The 17,332-nt window shown below is 35.2% G+C and carries 16 protein-coding genes; all 16 read left to right on the top strand.

Annotated features, from left to right (window positions below):
- The first annotated feature begins 12 nt into the window (after positions 1-12).
- The 16 genes from AC4CVH_RS11650 (at position 13) to uvrA (ending at position 17,288) form a co-directional block, all read left to right on the top strand.
- Entirely contained in the window at positions 13-1,119 is a 1,107-nt protein-coding gene (locus AC4CVH_RS11650) for a DgaE family pyridoxal phosphate-dependent ammonia lyase (protein WP_490787383.1), read from the top strand.
- Positions 1,120-1,138: 19 nt separating this feature from the next.
- A complete protein-coding gene (gene dagF / locus AC4CVH_RS11655) occupies positions 1,139-1,888 on the top strand; it encodes a 2-dehydro-3-deoxy-phosphogluconate aldolase (protein WP_490787931.1) in 750 nt (249 codons plus the stop codon).
- 202 nt (positions 1,889-2,090) lie between these two features.
- Positions 2,091-2,570: a PTS sugar transporter subunit IIA gene (locus AC4CVH_RS11660; RefSeq protein ID WP_490787932.1), complete on the top strand. Its 480-nt coding sequence runs from the start codon at positions 2,091-2,093 to the stop codon at positions 2,568-2,570.
- A gap of 286 nt (positions 2,571-2,856) precedes the next feature.
- On the top strand, positions 2,857-3,204 hold the full coding sequence (locus AC4CVH_RS11665) for a DUF6514 family protein (protein WP_490787933.1): 348 nt from the start codon (positions 2,857-2,859) through the stop codon (positions 3,202-3,204).
- Positions 3,205-3,330: 126 nt separating this feature from the next.
- Positions 3,331-3,708 carry a holo-ACP synthase gene (gene acpS / locus AC4CVH_RS11670; RefSeq protein ID WP_490787934.1) on the top strand — a complete coding sequence of 126 codons (378 nt, stop codon included), beginning with the start codon at positions 3,331-3,333 and terminating at the stop codon, positions 3,706-3,708.
- Between the two features lies 1 nt (position 3,709).
- Positions 3,710-5,209, top strand: coding sequence for an NAD(P)H-hydrate dehydratase (locus AC4CVH_RS11675; RefSeq protein WP_490787935.1), 1,500 nt, complete (start codon positions 3,710-3,712; stop codon positions 5,207-5,209).
- 63 nt (positions 5,210-5,272) lie between these two features.
- A complete protein-coding gene (locus AC4CVH_RS11680) occupies positions 5,273-5,893 on the top strand; it encodes a germination lipoprotein GerS-related protein (RefSeq protein WP_490787936.1) in 621 nt (206 codons plus the stop codon).
- A gap of 13 nt (positions 5,894-5,906) precedes the next feature.
- Complete coding sequence (gene alr, locus AC4CVH_RS11685; RefSeq protein WP_490787937.1) at positions 5,907-7,070, top strand: alanine racemase; 1,164 nt, start codon at positions 5,907-5,909, stop codon at positions 7,068-7,070.
- Positions 7,071-7,298: 228 nt separating this feature from the next.
- Entirely contained in the window at positions 7,299-7,619 is a 321-nt protein-coding gene (locus AC4CVH_RS11690) for a CopG family ribbon-helix-helix protein (protein ID WP_490787938.1), read from the top strand.
- Positions 7,579-7,929, top strand: coding sequence for a type II toxin-antitoxin system PemK/MazF family toxin (locus AC4CVH_RS11695; RefSeq protein ID WP_490787939.1), 351 nt, complete (start codon positions 7,579-7,581; stop codon positions 7,927-7,929). The genes AC4CVH_RS11690 and AC4CVH_RS11695 overlap by 41 nt, the downstream gene beginning before the upstream one ends.
- Positions 7,930-8,087: 158 nt before the next feature.
- Complete coding sequence (ftsE, locus tag AC4CVH_RS11700; RefSeq protein WP_490787940.1) at positions 8,088-8,774, top strand: cell division ATP-binding protein FtsE; 687 nt, start codon at positions 8,088-8,090, stop codon at positions 8,772-8,774.
- On the top strand, positions 8,764-9,654 hold the full coding sequence (ftsX, locus tag AC4CVH_RS11705) for a permease-like cell division protein FtsX (protein ID WP_490787941.1): 891 nt from the start codon (positions 8,764-8,766) through the stop codon (positions 9,652-9,654). The genes ftsE and ftsX overlap by 11 nt, the downstream gene beginning before the upstream one ends.
- A 175-nt stretch (positions 9,655-9,829) precedes the next feature.
- A complete protein-coding gene (locus tag AC4CVH_RS11710) occupies positions 9,830-11,005 on the top strand; it encodes a S41 family peptidase (RefSeq protein ID WP_490787942.1) in 1,176 nt (391 codons plus the stop codon).
- Positions 11,006-11,138: 133 nt separating this feature from the next.
- Positions 11,139-12,437 carry a PDZ domain-containing protein gene (locus AC4CVH_RS11715; protein ID WP_490787943.1) on the top strand — a complete coding sequence of 433 codons (1,299 nt, stop codon included), beginning with the start codon at positions 11,139-11,141 and terminating at the stop codon, positions 12,435-12,437.
- A gap of 3 nt (positions 12,438-12,440) precedes the next feature.
- Positions 12,441-14,420 carry an excinuclease ABC subunit UvrB gene (gene uvrB, locus AC4CVH_RS11720; RefSeq protein ID WP_490787944.1) on the top strand — a complete coding sequence of 660 codons (1,980 nt, stop codon included), beginning with the start codon at positions 12,441-12,443 and terminating at the stop codon, positions 14,418-14,420.
- A gap of 45 nt (positions 14,421-14,465) precedes the next feature.
- Positions 14,466-17,288: an excinuclease ABC subunit UvrA gene (uvrA, locus tag AC4CVH_RS11725; protein WP_490787945.1), complete on the top strand. Its 2,823-nt coding sequence runs from the start codon at positions 14,466-14,468 to the stop codon at positions 17,286-17,288.
- Positions 17,289-17,332 lie beyond the last annotated feature (44 nt).

A 17,332-nucleotide genomic window follows, 5' to 3' on the forward strand; every position in this document is an offset into this window, starting at 1 on the left:
AGGAGGAAATTTATGAGCGTTTACGAAGAAATAGGTTTGAAGAGAGTAATAAATGCATCTGGAAGGATGACGTTTCTGGGTGTATCAACTATAAGCGACGAAACAGCAGAATTTGCAAAGCAGGGCGGACAGAATTATGTAGTAATAGATGATCTGTTTGACAGGGCAGGAGAAATAGTATCACAGTATACTGGAGCCGAAGATTCCTGCGTAACATCCTGTGCATCTGCGGCAATAGTCCTTTCCATAGCTGGAATTATAACAAAAGGAAGGATTGACCTGGTTCAGAGACTTCCTGAAAGCGACGGACTGAAAAACGAGATAATAATTCAAAAAGGACATGCAGTTGACTATGGTGCTCCAATGACAACAATGATAAGACTTGCAGGCGGTGTGCCAAAAGAAGTTGGATATTCAAATCTAGTAGAAAAAGAGCACATTGAAAATGCAATAAATGACAAGACTGCGGCACTTATGTATGTAAAATCACACCACTGCGTTCAGAAGGGAATGGTTTCCCTTGAAGACATGGTTGAAATTGCACACAGACACAACCTTCCTATACTGGTAGATGCAGCTGCGGAGGAAGACCTGAAAAAATACGTTAAAACCGGTGCTGATCTTGTAGTATACAGTGGAGCAAAAGCAATAGAGGCAATAACCTCCGGCTTTGTAACAGGGAAAAAGCAGTACATCTCCTATGCAAAGAAGCAGTACAAGGGAATAGGAAGAGCCATGAAAGTTGGAAAAGAGAGTATAATGGGGCTCTTAAAAGCACTTGAGCTGTATACGAATAAAGATGAAAAGAAACAGGTAGAGAGACAGAAGAGCATTGTAAATTATCTGAAGGATGAAATAAATAAGATAGATGGTTTGGAGTGCAAAATTATAAAAGACGAAGCAGGAAGAGAGATATACAGGGCAGAGGTAAAGGTGGACGAGGCAGCTCTCGGTATGAATGCGGAGCATGTTGCAGAAGAACTGAGCTCTGGAAACCCGATAATATACGGGAGAAACCACAAGGTTAATCTTGGATTCATGAGTTTTGACCCAAGGCCTATGCTTGAGGGAGACAAGGAAATTATAGTGAAGAGATTAAAGGAAATCATAAATAGATAAATAAGGAGAGATTACAATTATGGCAGGAAAAAAGATAAGCTTTTATAAAGACAAAGTTGCAATAAATGTTCTTGCAAAGGATGTAGAAAATGCAGCAGAAGTAGTTGATGCAGCAGATGGACACGTTGCGGTAGGAGTGCTCTCAAAACAGTTTAATTCAGTTGATGAAGGAATTTGCGAGGTAAAAAGATGGCTTGAGAAGATACCTACGGTATCAGTAGGACTTGGAGCAGGAGATCCAAGCCAGTGGGAAAAGGCGGCAAAGATAGCAGCAGCAACGGATGCGGGACATGTAAATGAAGTATTTACAGGAGCACCTGTGGCAAGAGGAATGCTTATGGCAAACAATGCAGAAAATACAATGGTAAATTCTCTTGTAAGCCCTACCGGAACTCCTGGAAAAGTCAAGATTTCAACAGGTCTTTTAAGTTCCAAGGCAGAAGATGCAGTTGTAGATGCAGACACAGCAGTATTGATGCTGAAGGATATGAAAGTAGACTCAATAAAGTTTTTCCCTATGGGAGGATTGAAGAGCATAGAAGAGCTTAAAGCACTTGCGGAGGCATGCGCAAGACATGATCTTCCTATGATAGAGCCGACAGGCGGAATAGATACGAAGAATTTCGAGGAAATATTGAAGACATGCCTAGATGCAGGAGTAAAGAAAGTTATGCTTCATGTATATACTTCGATTATAGACAAGCAAACTGGAAAAACAAGAACTGAGGATGTAAAGAAATTGTATGATATAATGAAAAAGCTTGCTTAAGGAAAACACAAACAAAATAGACATGCATGGATTTCAAGTAATGGATCCATGCATGTCTATTTTGTGGGTAAATTCAGTAATAGGCTTGTATTGACAAATATTGCATACAAATATATACTTGTACCTATGTTGTTTTCAGCAAGTAGAAGGTATAATTTTAATTATGCCTCTTATTTTTATAATTTATGGAGGAATATTGTTTATGTTTAAATCCGGTTCTTGTTTTAATTTATTTGCCCCTGTTGATGGTAAAGTTCTTGATATTTCAATGGTTCCAGACAAAGTATTTTCAAATAGGATAGTAGGAGACGGTGTGGCAATACAGCCTGAGGGGAATATAATTACGGCACCTGAAGATGGCGAATTGTCTGTTGTGTTTAAAAAAAATTATGGTTTTGGAATGGTACTGGACAATAAAGTTGAAGTTTTAGTGCATGTTGGAATAGATACCTTTCAACTTAATGGAGAAGGCTTTGAAAGAATTGCCGAAGAGGGAACCAAAGTTAAAAAAGGAACGCCGATACTAAAGTTTGACAGAAAGTATGTAGAAAAAAAAGGATACTCTGTTATAGTTCCCGTGATTATTACAAACATAGATATAATATCAAGTATAGGGTATAACAATGTAGGTTCAACCGTTTCGTCCGGAAAAGATACAGTTGTAAATTATAAAATAGTGTAAAATAATGGGCTCATTTGTGGAATGGTACTTGCATTCCAATGTGGACAAAAAATGGTTTACACTGTATTACAATATTCGAGTTCATTATATAGTAAAAAACTTCCCCGTGATTGTTAAATGAGCATGTAAATCGCTTTTTATGGAATTACTTAATTTATAGTGTCATATAATAGAGATAATTTATATGACTGCTTATTATAAAGTGACATAATTTTTTTATGATGTGTGATAACATGTTTTTGTAACTTACTGTACTTTTAAATTTATATGTAGGGGGGAGTAATGTATGGTAGTAGAGGATCTAACAAGGACAGAATTTGATGATGGTGTAAAAAGGTTGTATTTTTACAGACTAATTAAAAATAAGATAAATATTACCTTTAATAAGGATGTTATTTCACTTCAATCTTATGGTATAGAAGTGGAAAGACAGGATATATTGGACAACAAGCTTACAGATATATGTAGAAACTGTGTGAAGGATATAAGCCCTGACAGGCATAAGGTACATAATTTGATCAGGTTATTGTACGATAAGAGGGTTTCACCGATACATCTGGTTGATGTAATTGGTGGTTATGTAGATAAATATATCGGTGATTTTGACATACAGATTAAATCAATGGCATATTGATAATTTAGTTTAGGGGGAGACAAAAGGATAGATGCTGTGCATTTATCCTTTTGTCTTTGGATTTTTAACTAGTGTATTTTACTTTATTATATATATAAAGTAAAATTAAAATATGGAGATGGTGTTTTGATTATTGGTATTGGTGTAGATATAGTTGAAATATCGCGTGTAAAAAGAGCTATGGATAGACATCGCAGCTTTATTAAAAAACTTTTTAATGAGAGTGAAATCGAATATTTTCGTTCTAAAAATTTTGGAGCGGAGTTTGTTGCAGGTCATTTTGCAGCCAAAGAAGCTGTTTCAAAGGCCCTTGGAACAGGTTTTAGAGGCTTTGGTTTTAAGGACATAAGTGTAAAGCATTGTACATCAGGCAAACCCTGCATGCTTTTAAGCAATAAGGCGGATGCTATAGCAGGAAAACATGGAAAGTACAGGATAAGTTTAAGCATATCTCATGAGATAAAAAATGCCATAGCCTTTGTTGTAATTGAGGAGGTTATTTGAAGTGAAAGTTGCAGATGTTGATGCTATGAGAAGTATGGATAGTTATTGTATAAACAGACTTGGTATTCCAGGTCTTATACTTATGGAGAACGCGGCATTGAAGGTGGTCAAAAATATTTGTAGAGACAAATTTGATTCCTTCTCTATAGTTTGCAGTAAAGGAAACAATGGCGGTGATGGGTTTGCAGTTGCAAGACATTTGTATAACATGGGAAAAGAAGTAAATGTGTTTTTAATTGGGAATGAAGATGGAATGAGTGGTGACTGCAGAACAAATTACAATATAATAAGAAATATCGGTATACCGATATGCAAGGTAGACAGTTTTGAGAAGATTGAAATCTTGAGAAAAGCTGTAGGCAATACTGATTTATGTGTTGATGCGATATTTGGTACCGGACTTTCAAGGGATGTGGAAGGTGTATACTATAATGTAATAGATTGCATAAACAATTATTCAAGATATATTGTGTCTATAGATCTTCCGTCAGGTCTTGATGGCAATACTGGAAAGGTACTTGGAAACTGTATTAAGGCAGACAAGACAGTTTCCTTCCAGGCGCTAAAAAAGGGTTTTCTAAAATATGATTCTAGAAAGTTTACTGGATACATAAGTATAGAAGATATAGGAATACCTGAATATGTTATTGAGAAATTGAATATACAGGATTTTGTCATAGACAGAGGTTATATAAAATCAATAATTAAAAAAAGGGATAAGTACGGACATAAAGGTGATTTTGGGAGAACATTGATAATTGCAGGCTCGAGAGGATTTTCAGGAGCAGCGTATATAAGCACTCAATCAGCAGTAAGAAGTGGAGCTGGACTTGTCACTCTTGCATGCAGGGAGGATATACGTGACATAATGGCTGCGAAGCTTACAGAGGCAATGACAATGGAAATTGACAATGGGAAAGAGCTTGAAGTCTTTGTAGGAAAGTCTGATTCAGTAGCAATAGGGCCTGGAATGGGTGATAATGAAGATACTTTGAATATACTTGAGAAAACTCTATCGAATTCAGAGAAGACTGTGGTTGTGGACGCAGATGCAATAAATTGTGCAAGTCACAATATTGGTATGATCAGGAACAGAAAATGTAAAATAGTAATGACTCCCCATACTGGTGAAATGTCAAGAATTACAGGAATGAGTATAGATTATATTGAAGAAAACAGACTTGATACGGCAAAAAAGTTTGCCTCAAAAAACAATGTCATTCTTGTGCTCAAAGGGCATGATACTATAGTTACAGATGGAGTTAAAGCAGCTATAAATTCAACTGGAAACAGTGCAATGGCTTCAGGAGGCATGGGTGACTGCCTAACTGGAATGATTGCAGGATTTTCTGCGCAGGGATACGATGCCTTTGAAGCTGCGTGCATGGCAGTGTATGTTCATGGCATGTGTGGCGATAGGTTGTCTTCAAATATGTTTTCAGTAGTTGCAAGCGATGTAATAAATGAAATACCTTATGTGGTAAAAGATATATTTTCATAGTGTAATACAAATAGGATTATTAGAATACTATTAGTAGTGAACTACATGATTTGGAGGAATAAAATGGGTAGAAAGCTGCTGATAGGTCTTGTTGTAGTTGTTTCTGCAATATGCGTTCTGACATCCTGCAGTAAAAAAAGCAGGAATGCTGAAGATATAATAAGTTATCTCAAGAATCTTCAAAGTTACAGTTGTAATGTAAAAATACAGATAAAAAATGACAAGCAAAAAATCAATTATACCGGAAGGCAATTTTACAGCAATGATTACGGCGATAGGTTTGAACTTGGAAAAGATAGAGTTATTATATATAAGAAGAACAGGATGTATGTGAAGGATTTAAACAATGGAAGTAGCTATGAGACAGATGAAAATTTCGATGGCCTGTTTAAATTGTGTTTTATAGATGAGTATGTTCATCTTATATATACAAATGAAAAAGTTGAAAATTCATTTAAAAAAATATATAATGAGGAATATCAAATTATAAGCATGGATATTCCTGGAAACAATAAAAACATATGTAAGGCACAGCTGTATGTAAATTCTTCAAGTGCTTCTCCGAAGTATTTGATAATTTACGATTCTGACAATAAAAAAAGAGTAAAAGTTGAGTATGATAATTTTAAACAAAACGTAAAACTTAAAGATAATTTATTTGACATAAGTACTGCTGAAAAATAAGGAGTGAGTTGAAGTGGAAGAATCTTTCAGGCCTGCCTGGGTGGAAATAAACATTAATAACTTAATATACAATGCCAAACAGATAAAAAACAAAGTGGGAAACAGAGAGGTAATGGGTGTTGTGAAAGCCGATGCCTATGGACATGGTGCTTTTGAAGTTTCATCTATACTTTTGAAAAATGGATTTACAAAACTTGCTGTTGCTTTGTCTGATGAGGCTGTAGAATTGAGAAAAAAGGGTATAAAGTGTCCTATAATGGTGCTTGGCATAACTCCAGATAATTTGTTGAATACCCTGATAAAATATGACATAGAACCAGCAGTATCATCCTATGAATGTGCCTGCAGCATTTCTAAAATAGCATGTAGTCTAAACAAAAAGGTGAAAATAAATATTGCGCTGGATACGGGAATGGGCAGAATTGGTTTTATGCCTGATGAGTCAGGTATAGAAAGCGTATATGAAATAAGCAGTCTTCCTAATATAGAAATTGAAAGTTTGTTTTCCCATTTTTCAACGGCGGATGAATCAGACAAGTCGTATACTAACGTACAAATTAGAAAATATAAACAGTTTTACAGCGAAATAACAAAAAGACCAGTAAAGGTAAATATGAAAAATCTGGCTAACAGTGCTGCAATAATGGAAGTCCCATCTGTTTATTTCGATGAGGTAAGACCCGGAATAATAATTTATGGATATTACCCGTCAAATCAAGTGGACAAGAGGGCCCTTGATATTAAACCAGTTATGACTTTGAAAGCCAGGATAGTTCATATTAAAACTATAGACGAAGGTTCGTATATAGGATATGGAAGAAAATTTAAATCAAGAAGAAAGACGATAGTTGCAACTTTGCCTATTGGATATGCGGACGGTTATTCAAGAATGCTGTCAGGCAGTGCAAAAGTCATTGTAAATAATAAATTTGCACCAGTAATCGGCAACATATGTATGGATCAATGCATGATAGATGTAACCGATATTGGAAATGTGAATGTCGGTGATGAAGTTATACTTATGGGGCAGAAAGGAAACCTAAAATTCAATGCAGACGATATTGCTGCATTACTCGGGACTATAAATTATGAAGTTTTGTGCATGATGTCTAAAAGACTTCCTAGAGTATATATTGAAAATAGCGAAATAATAAAAGTAAAGAATTATATAGTGTAACATTGAAAATAATACTATCCTATTACATAATATTCTTGTAAATACATATTAAGTTGAAAATCTCACAAATTAATCTATATAGTATATGTCTAGTAGAAGATATGTTTAAAAAATAGGGAGAATAATGAGAGAATATGAATTTTTTTTGACATACACACCTATTATAGATATAATTATTTTATTGTTATATATCTTTTGCTTACGTTAATAGGAGGTATTAATTTTTAAATGTCAAATTCAAAGAGATTAGTAGTTAGCCTCTCGGAGACACTGTATGATGAATTTAATAGAGCACTTAAGGAAGATTGCAAAAAAAGAAGTGAATTTATTAAGGAAGCTATCATATTATATATTAAGGAGAAAAAAAGGTTAGATAATATATCATCTATGGAAAGAGGATATAGGGAAATGGCACAACTTAATCTTGAGTTTGCGGAAATGGGCTTTGCATGTGACATAAAGGAATTTAAAGAATATGAAGCGAAGCTTTCGGAGAGTGATTTGCCTAATGACAACGGTAGTGAAAAGAGGAGATATATTTTATGCTGATTTAAGCCCTGTAGTAGGTTCAGAACAGGGGGGCATTAGGCCTGTTATTATTATTCAAAATGACATTGGAAATAAGTACAGCCCTACTGTTATAGTTTCAGCCATTACTTCTCAGATAAATAAAGCAAAACTTCCGACTCATGTAGAGATTTCTTCAGAAGCCTATGGGTTGAATAAGGATTCGGTAGTATTGCTTGAACAAATAAGAACTTTGGATAAGAGAAGATTGAAAGAAAAAATAGGTCATATGACTGAAGAAGATATGAAGAAAGTGGATAGCGCACTTTTGGTAAGTATAGGAATTCAATAAACAGTTTTTATAAATAAGGGCGAAAATAAGCCCTTATTTTTTTAATGTCCAGGATTTCTGCCAATATTTTAATAATTTAATTTTTAATTATTTGTGCTATTATGTTATAATGAACCATATGTTAAAACTTTGAGAAGATAGATATAAGGAGAGGTATAATGATAGAGTTCAAGAACATTAGCAAAGTCTATAATAATAACATATTTGCGCTATCTAATATAAACCTTAAGATCAAGAAAGGCGAATTTGTTTTTTTAGTTGGACCAAGTGGAGCAGGCAAAACTACTTTTATTAAGATGTTGTTAAAAGAAGTTGATCCTACGAGTGGAGATATAACAGTAAATGGACAAGATATAACTGGACTATCGAGGAAGAAAATACCTATCTATCGACGAAAACTCGGTGTAGTTTTTCAGGATTTCAGGCTGATACCTACATTGAATGTATATGAAAATGTTGCTTTTGCAATGAGAGTAATAGAGGAATCACCAAGAGAAATAAGAAAAAAGGTTCCTGTAGTGCTGTCACTTGTTGGACTTGCAAAGAAATACAAGGCGTTTCCGCATGAATTGTCTGGTGGAGAGCAGCAGAGAATATCTCTTGCAAGGGCAATCGTAAATAATCCGTCGATACTTATAGCAGATGAACCTACAGGTAATTTGGACCCTGATACATCGCTTGATATAATGGATACACTTAATGATATAAATCATGCTGGGACAACTGTACTCATGGCTACTCATGCCAAAGACATAGTTGACAATATGAGAAAAAGGGTTGTGGCTCTCGAAAAAGGTATTATAGTAAGAGATGAACAGAGGGGGGCATACGGATATGAGGATTAGCACCATAAAGTTCTTTATAGATGAATCTTTCAAAAGCTTGAAAAGAAATAAAACTATAAGTATTGCAGCAGCAGCAACAGTTGCAGCTACTCTTTTTATACTTGGCTTGTCTCTTGTTGTAATGTTAAACGTAAAGCAGGGTGTACTTGAAGTCCAGTCCAAGGTTGAGGTAAAAGTTATTTTAAAAGATAGTATAACTACGAAGCAGAAGAAAGCGATAGAGGATAAGATAAATTCTGTAGCAGGAATAGTTTCACTGCATTATGAAACAAAAAAAGAAGCTGTTACCAAATTCAAAGATCAACTTGGAGAGCAGAATAAATCTCTTGTTGATGGACTTGAGAAGGATAATCCGCTTCCAAACTCTTATATAGTAAAAGTCAAGACTCCTGAAATTGTATCTGAGGTAGTTAAGAGCATAGATAATATGCCTGGTATAGAAGTTATCAAGGATGGAAGAGGAGTAGTAGATAAAATTATAAAGATAACCAGTACAATAAGATGGATAGGAATTGTTATATTGATTATACTGGTGGGAGTTTCACTGTTTTTGATTGGCAATACGATAAAAATTACGGTTTATTCAAGAAGACGTGAAATAGGTATAATGAAATACATAGGTGCTACAGACTGGTTTATAAGGTGGCCGTTTATAATTGAAGGAATGATTATAGGTGTCATAGGAGCGTTTATTTCAGACATTGTGCTGTATTATTTGTACAGGATAATGTATGCGAAATTTTCATCGTCACTAGTACTTATGCAGCTTGTGAGCCCGCAGTATGTATACACTAATATACTTGCTTTGTTTATATTGTGTGGAATTTTAATCGGATCACTGGGAAGTATACTTTCTATGAGAAAATTTCTTGCGGTTTAACCGCATTTATTGGAAGGGCATGCAGGCGAGAACTTCGTCCGCATGCCAAATTTATAATTAAATTTTAATGCTTTGCATAATTAAATTTTTTAGTGTTATAATTATTGAATATATGTAATAAGTAATATACGTGGGACGTTATAATATTGGTGTTACTTAAAAGAGGTGGAATAGCTTGAAAAAAAATAAGAAGTGGATACTTTGTACTGTGGTAATTGTTATTGCAACCAATCTTGCTACTATGTTTGGAACTTATAATTTTTGGAAGATAAGACAGGGGGATGTGATAGGAAAATTTGAAAAAATATTCCAAGTTAGAAATACTCTTTATAAATACTATGATGGTAAAGTGAGTGATGATGTACTTCTTGAAGGTGCATTGAAAGGAATGACAGCTTCTTTGAATGATCCATATACAGTATTTATGAATAAAAAGGAATTTGAGCAGCTTAATACTGAAACAGAGGGAAATTACAGTGGAATAGGAATTCAAGTTATGTCTAAGGACGATAAAATCCAAATCCAAAGTGTGTTTAAAGGGACACCTTCTGAAGAAGCGGGGCTTAAGTCGGGAGATATAATACAGAAGGCAAATGGAGTAGCCGTAAGCGGGAAACAGCTTGAAAAGGCAGTTTCAATAATGAAGGGAAAAGAAGGCACTGAAGTCAAACTTACAGTTTACAGGCAGGGAAAAGGAAGCTTTGATGTGAATGTAAAGAGGGCAAAGGTTGATATGCAGACTGTGGATGGAGAAATTTTGAAGCATGATATAGGATACGTTCAAGTATCGATGTTTGATGAAAATACTGCAAAAAATTTCAAAAACAAACTTTCAGAACTAAAGTCAAAAGGAATGAAATCACTTATAATCGATCTAAGGGATAATCCAGGTGGAGTTCTTGATCAATGTGTTGATATGGCTTCAAATTTTATACCTTCAGGCAAGGTTGTATTATATACAGTTGACAAGTATAACAATAAAAAGGAATATAAATCCAAGGGCGGAGATTTCTACGATATTCCTGTAACAATACTTGTGAATGGAAATACTGCAAGTGCATCGGAAATATTTTCTGCAGCAATTAAAGATTACAAGAAAGGTACTCTTGTTGGAGAAAAGACCTTTGGAAAAGGTGTAGTTCAGACTATGTTTGATACAGGAGACAGCACTGCACTTAAAGTAACAATATCAAAGTGGTATACTCCAAATGGTGAAAATGTGCAAAAGAAAGGAATAAATCCTGATCTAAAAGTGGTGTATCCTGCTGCTTTGAAAAATAAAGTTTACAACAGGGACGTTGATCCGCAATTCAATAAAGCTCTTAATACGGCAGAGAGCAAAATAAATTAAATCAAGTGATTAATAACTTTGACCAAACATAAATATATTATTATAATATACTTGAGATTTTAAATTAGACAGACGTAATTCTGTCTAATTTAAATTTATGCGTGATTTATAGAGAGGAGCATTGACTTCCAACATGAATATATTGATGTACACTTTAAGGTCTATAGCCTATGCACTTACAGAACCGTACCTTCTTCTTGTCCTGGCTATCATGGTCTTTGTATTATATAGAAAGAATTCACAAACTTCAATTATGCAGAAAATGATAATTGGAGAGAGGATAAATTCGCCTTTTGAACTTACTGTATCACAGCTTGGCATGGGGATTTTTGCTGGAACCTTTGGAAGTATATTGATGTCGTATTTCGGCATAGCATTTGACGAGAGTTCTGCAGTTGATCTGGTTTTTCTGGCGTCAATAGTCTTTATGTTTTTCAATCCAAGATTCATATGTTTTTCCTACTCAGGAGCTTTGATTGGACTTACAAGTGTTGTTTTGGGACAGATATCTTTTTATTTCAAGATACCAGGGCTGGATTTTTTGAATATAGATGTTGTTTCACTTATGAGTATGGTCGCAATACTTCATCTTATAGAGGGAATACTTGTTATGACAGATGGTAAAAGAGGAAGCATTCCTGTTTTTACAAACAAAGAGGGAAGAATAATAGGAGGCTTTGCACTTCAAAGATACTGGATAATTCCAGTAGCCATATTTTTTGTGCTTAATAAGCAGTCACTTGGATCAGTATCATCCTGGCAAATGACAGAATTTCCATCATGGTGGCCTCTCTTGAAAAGTTCGTCTATATATGGAATTTTAAAGGATGCCGTGCTTATGCTTGTACCTTTTTATGCAATAATTGGGTACAGTTCAGTCACATTTACGAAAGATGTAAAAAAGAAGTCATTTGTTTCGGGAATTGTTTTAATAGGATATTCAATATTAATATTTGTTTTTGCACAGTTTGCAAGTATTAATCTTTTCTTCAAGGTACTTGTTCTTGTGATGGCACCAGCTGCACATGAAGGCATGATACTTTTACAAAGATATGCTGAAACTGTTGGAAAGCCGAAGTATATAAGCAGTGAAGAAGGAATAATGGTACTTGCAGTAGCGCCAAATTCGCCTGCAAATGATATGGGAATAAAAAGTGGTGACCTGCTTGTTGAAATAAATGACACCAAAATTGAAAATGAAGACAAAATAGGTGAAGTAATACGGGAATGTTCAAATTTCATATGGCTTAAAGTCAAGAGGGATGCAGGTAATTTTGAACAACTTACATATAATAAAATGAATAGTGAAAAGAGGCTTGGAATAGTTTTTGTTCCAAGAAGTGTACCGAAGGATAGTATGGTTGTAAAACTTAATAACAATAAATTTTCAGATGTACTGAATAAAATAAAAAACAAGGGTAAGGATGATTAGAAAATGGGAATTTTCAAAATACATTCTAAATTCAAGCCTAAAGGAGATCAGCCTCAGGCAATAGAAAGCATATCAAAGGGAATAACTAATGGAGATAAGTTTCAAACACTTGTTGGAGTAACTGGTTCGGGAAAAACATTTACAATGGCAAATATAATAGAAAAGATTCAAAAGCCTACGCTTGTACTTGCACATAACAAGACTCTTGCAGCACAGCTTTGTTCTGAATTTAAAGAATTTTTTCCAGACAACAGTGTTGAGTATTTTGTTTCATATTATGATTATTATCAGCCGGAGGCATATGTTCCGCAAACGGATACTTATATTGAAAAAGATGCCTCTATAAATGATGAAATAGATAAATTGAGACATTCTGCCACGTCGGCGCTGCTTGAGAGAAAAGATGTAATAGTAGTGGCTTCGGTATCGTGTATATATGGACTTGGAAATCCGGATGAATACAAAAAGCTTACCATTTCACTTAGACCCGGCATGCTGAAAGATAGAGACAAGGTAATAAGGAAACTTGTGGATATACAGTATGAACGAAACGATATAAATTTTGTAAGAGGAAGTTTCAGGGTAAAGGGAGATACTTTGGACATTTTTCCTGCATCGTCGAGCAATCATGCTATAAGAGTCGAATTTTTTGGCGATGAAATAGATAGGATAAAGGAATTTGATGCACTCACAGGAGATACTGTGGGAATTAGAAATCATGTGTCCATATTTCCAGCGTCTCATTTTGCTACCTCAAAGGAAAAACTTGAAATTGCTATAGAAAAAATAGATCAGGAGCTTGAAGACAGAGTAGCTGAACTCATGGCAGAGGATAAACTTCTTGAGGCTCAGAGAATAAAACAAAGAACAAATTTTGATATAGAAATGATGAGAGAAGTAGGTTATTGCAGTGGAATTGAAAACTATTCGAGAATACTTGACGGAAGAGCAAAAGGAAGTCCTCCAAAGACGCTCATAGACTATTTTCCAAAAGATTTTCTTATGTTTATAGATGAAAGTCATGTTACTCTTCCGCAGGTAAAAGCAATGTATGCGGGGGACAGGTCGAGAAAACAATCGCTTGTTGATTATGGTTTCAGACTTCCATCTGCATTTGACAACAGACCTTTGAAGTTTAATGAATTTGAAAAGAAAATAAACCAGCTTGTTTTTGTAAGTGCCACGCCTGCTGATTATGAAAAGGAACATTCACAGAACACTGCAGAACAGATACTGAGGCCTACGGGACTTTTGGATCCTGAAATTATAGTGAAACCTGTAAAAAGTCAGATAGATGATCTGTATACTGCCATAAATAAAACTGTGTCAAATGGATACAGGGTGCTTGTTACAACACTTACAAAGAAAATGGCTGAAGACTTGACAGACTATTTCAAGGATATGAATATAAAAGCACGGTATATGCATTCGGGTATTGTTACAATAGAAAGAATGAAAATAATAAGAGATCTTAGAAAAGGTGAATTTGATGTCCTTGTTGGTATAAATCTTTTGAGAGAAGGGCTTGATATACCGGAAGTTGCCCTTGTCGCAATACTTGATGCTGACAAAGAAGGTTTTTTGAGATCTGAAAGGTCACTAATACAGACAATCGGAAGAGCGGCAAGAAATTCGGAGAGCAAGGTTATAATGTATGCTGATACAATAACTGACTCTATGAATAAGGCAATTACTGAAACGAATAGAAGAAGAAAAATACAGATGGCATATAATAAAAAAAATGGAATAACTCCAAAAACAATAATAAAAGATATAAGAGATGTTATAGAAGCAACAGTTGCCATGGAGGAAAAACACGAATATAATAGTCTGGATGAAGCTTTGAAGGGAAACAATGAAGCTATAGACAAAATTATAGACAAAAATTTAAAGCAGATGAAAAAAGCTGCAAAAGAACTCAGGTTTGAAGAAGCGGCCAGATTGAGGGATGTAATAGAAAAACTCAAGAAGGAGAAAAACTAGGAATCTATTGAAAAAATATTTATGGTAAACTAAGGAGTTTTAGATATGAAAGAAAACATAATCATAAAAGGCGCCAAAGTTCACAATTTAAAAAATGTAGATTTGACAATACCGCGCGATAAATTTATAGTTTTTACCGGATTGTCGGGTTCAGGAAAGTCTTCTCTTGCTTTTGATACATTATATGCAGAGGGACAAAGAAGGTATGTGGAATCACTTTCTGCCTATGCAAGGCAGTTTTTGGGGCAGATGAACAAGCCGGATGTGGAGTATATCGAGGGACTTTCACCCGCAATTTCCATCGACCAGAAAACTACGAGCAAAAACCCGCGTTCTACGGTTGGAACAGTTACTGAAATATACGATTATTTGCGATTGCTTTATGCAAGGATAGGAGTGCCTTACTGTCCGAAGTGTGGAAGAAAAATAACACAACAGACAGTAGATCAGATGGTTGACCGGGTGCTTTTAATGCCTGAGAGGACAAAAATACAGGTACTTGCTCCAGTTATAAAAGGAAGAAAGGGCCAGCATGTAAAAGTTATAGAAAACATAAAGAAAAATGGGTATGTAAGAGCCAGAATCGACGGAGAAATTTTTGATCTTGAGGAAACAAAAGTAGATCTGGATAAAAATAAAAAACATACTATAGAAGTTGTTGTAGACAGGTTGGTTGTCAAAAAAGAGATAGAAAGCAGACTTTCAGATTCGATAGAAACTGCTGTTAAATTATCAGATGGAATAGTAATTATAAATGTTGTTAACGGAGAAGATATACTTTTTAGTGAAAAATTTGCATGTGTTCACTGTGGTATAAGCATAGGAGAAATTACGCCTAGAACTTTTTCCTTCAATTCTCCTTTTGGAAAATGCAATACATGCGATGGACTAGGAACTCTTTTTGAAATAGATGAGAGCCTTGTAATACCCGACAAAAGCAAGAGTATACTTGGAGGAGCTGTAATGCCATGGAAAAGTGGAAGCTTGAAAGAAGGATCGTGGACTTTCAGCATACTTAAAGCACTTTCAAAGAAGTATAAGTTCAAACTTGACACACCTGTTGAACAGCTTGACAGAAGCATTTTGGATATAATTCTTTATGGACTCAAAGGAGAAAGTGTGAAGGTCCAGTATGAAAAAGATGGAAGAAAAATGGAGTTCAATCATGCCTTTGAGGGAATAGTAAATAATTTAAAAAGAAGATATATGGATACAAATTCAAATTACATAAAAGGTGAAATAGAAAGTTACATGAGTGACAATCCATGTCCTGAATGCAAGGGAGCCAGGTTAAATGCCGAAGCGCTTTCCATTAAGGTTAAAGATAAGAATATTCAAGAGCTTTCAAGTATGTCTATAAAAGACGAACTTGAATTTTTTCAAAATATAAAATTATCCAAGAGGGATTCCATAATAGCAGATCAGATACTCAAGGAGATAAAAGGAAGATTGAGGTTCCTTGTTGATGTAGGGCTTGATTATCTTACTTTGTCAAGAGCTTCGGGAACATTATCAGGTGGTGAGTCACAAAGAATACGACTTGCGACACAGATAGGATCGGGACTTGTAGGTGTGCTTTATATATTGGATGAACCTAGTATAGGTCTTCACCAGAGAGACAATGACAGACTTATAAAGACACTTGAACATTTGAGAGATGTGGGAAATACGGTTATTGTGGTAGAACATGACGAGGATACTATGCGTGCGTCGGACTACATAGTGGATGTAGGTCCTGGGGCAGGAGAGCATGGCGGTGAAATAGTTGCCTGTGGAACTGTTCAGGATATAATGAAAAGCCACAAGTCGATTACAGGGCAGTATTTAAGTGGGAAAAAGAAGATAGAGCTTCCGGAAAAAAGGAGACCCGGAAATGGAAAGTTTATAACAATAAAAGGTGCAAATCAGAATAATCTTAAAAATGTGGATGTGTCTATACCACTTGGAGTATTTAATTGCGTGACAGGAGTATCAGGTTCTGGAAAGAGTACTCTTGTAAATGAAGTGCTTTATAAGGGACTAAACAAGAAGATAAATGGGTCGAGGGTAAATCCAGGAAAATACAAAGAAATGCTCGGCGTCGAAAATATAGATAAAATCATAGACATAAATCAAAATCCAATAGGAAGAACTCCGAGGTCCAATCCAGCTACATATACAGGTGTGTTTGATATAATAAGGGAAGTATTCTCCAATACCCCTGAATCCAAAATGAGAGGTTACAAGCCTGGAAGATTCAGTTTTAATGTAAAAGGCGGACGATGTGAGGCATGCAGCGGCGACGGTATAATAAAAATTGAAATGCAATTTCTGTCTGATGTATATGTACCTTGTGAAGTCTGCAAGGGCAAGAGATACAACAGGGAAACCCTGCAGGTGAAATACAAGGGAAAAAATATTGACGATGTGCTGAATATGACGGTCGAAGAAGCACTGGAATTCTTTAAAAATATACCGAGGATAAAAAGTAAACTTCAGACTCTGTTTGATGTTGGACTTGGGTACATAAGGCTTGGACAACCATCTACACAGCTTTCTGGAGGGGAAGCACAGAGAGTCAAACTTGCACATGAGCTGTCAAAGAGAAGTACGGGAAAAACACTTTATATATTAGATGAACCTACGACGGGACTTCATACCGATGATGTCAACAGACTTGTAAATATACTCCAGAGAATTGTAGATACAGGAAATACTGTAGTTGTAATAGAGCACAACCTGGATGTTGTCAAGTGTGCGGATTATATAATAGATCTTGGTCCTGAAGGTGGAGAAAAAGGTGGGAACGTATTATGTACAGGTACACCCGATCAAATAATACAAAATAAAAAGTCTTATACAGGACAATATCTAAAAAAAATGTTATAATCTACATGACGACTAGCATAAGCAGGCTTACAATGCTAGTCGTT

Source organism: Clostridium pabulibutyricum (assembly GCF_058242705.1).

Bases quoted from the DNA above. Each gene is read 5' to 3' on its own strand.
- uvrA (WP_490787945.1), top strand. From the start codon at position 14,466: ATGAAAGAAAACATAATCATAAAAGGCGCCAAAGTTCACAATTTAAAA.
- AC4CVH_RS11690 (WP_490787938.1), top strand. From the start codon at position 7,299: ATGTCAAATTCAAAGAGATTAGTAGTTAGCCTCTCGGAGACACTGTAT.
- AC4CVH_RS11665 (WP_490787933.1), top strand. From the start codon at position 2,857: ATGGTAGTAGAGGATCTAACAAGGACAGAATTTGATGATGGTGTAAAA.
- uvrB (WP_490787944.1), top strand. From the start codon at position 12,441: ATGGGAATTTTCAAAATACATTCTAAATTCAAGCCTAAAGGAGATCAG.
- AC4CVH_RS11715 (WP_490787943.1), top strand. From the start codon at position 11,139: ATGAATATATTGATGTACACTTTAAGGTCTATAGCCTATGCACTTACA.
- dagF (WP_490787931.1), top strand. From the start codon at position 1,139: ATGGCAGGAAAAAAGATAAGCTTTTATAAAGACAAAGTTGCAATAAAT.
- AC4CVH_RS11660 (WP_490787932.1), top strand. From the start codon at position 2,091: ATGTTTAAATCCGGTTCTTGTTTTAATTTATTTGCCCCTGTTGATGGT.
- AC4CVH_RS11650 (WP_490787383.1), top strand. From the start codon at position 13: ATGAGCGTTTACGAAGAAATAGGTTTGAAGAGAGTAATAAATGCATCT.
- ftsE (WP_490787940.1), top strand. From the start codon at position 8,088: ATGATAGAGTTCAAGAACATTAGCAAAGTCTATAATAATAACATATTT.
- AC4CVH_RS11680 (WP_490787936.1), top strand. From the start codon at position 5,273: ATGGGTAGAAAGCTGCTGATAGGTCTTGTTGTAGTTGTTTCTGCAATA.
- ftsX (WP_490787941.1), top strand. From the start codon at position 8,764: ATGAGGATTAGCACCATAAAGTTCTTTATAGATGAATCTTTCAAAAGC.
- AC4CVH_RS11695 (WP_490787939.1), top strand. From the start codon at position 7,579: ATGACAACGGTAGTGAAAAGAGGAGATATATTTTATGCTGATTTAAGC.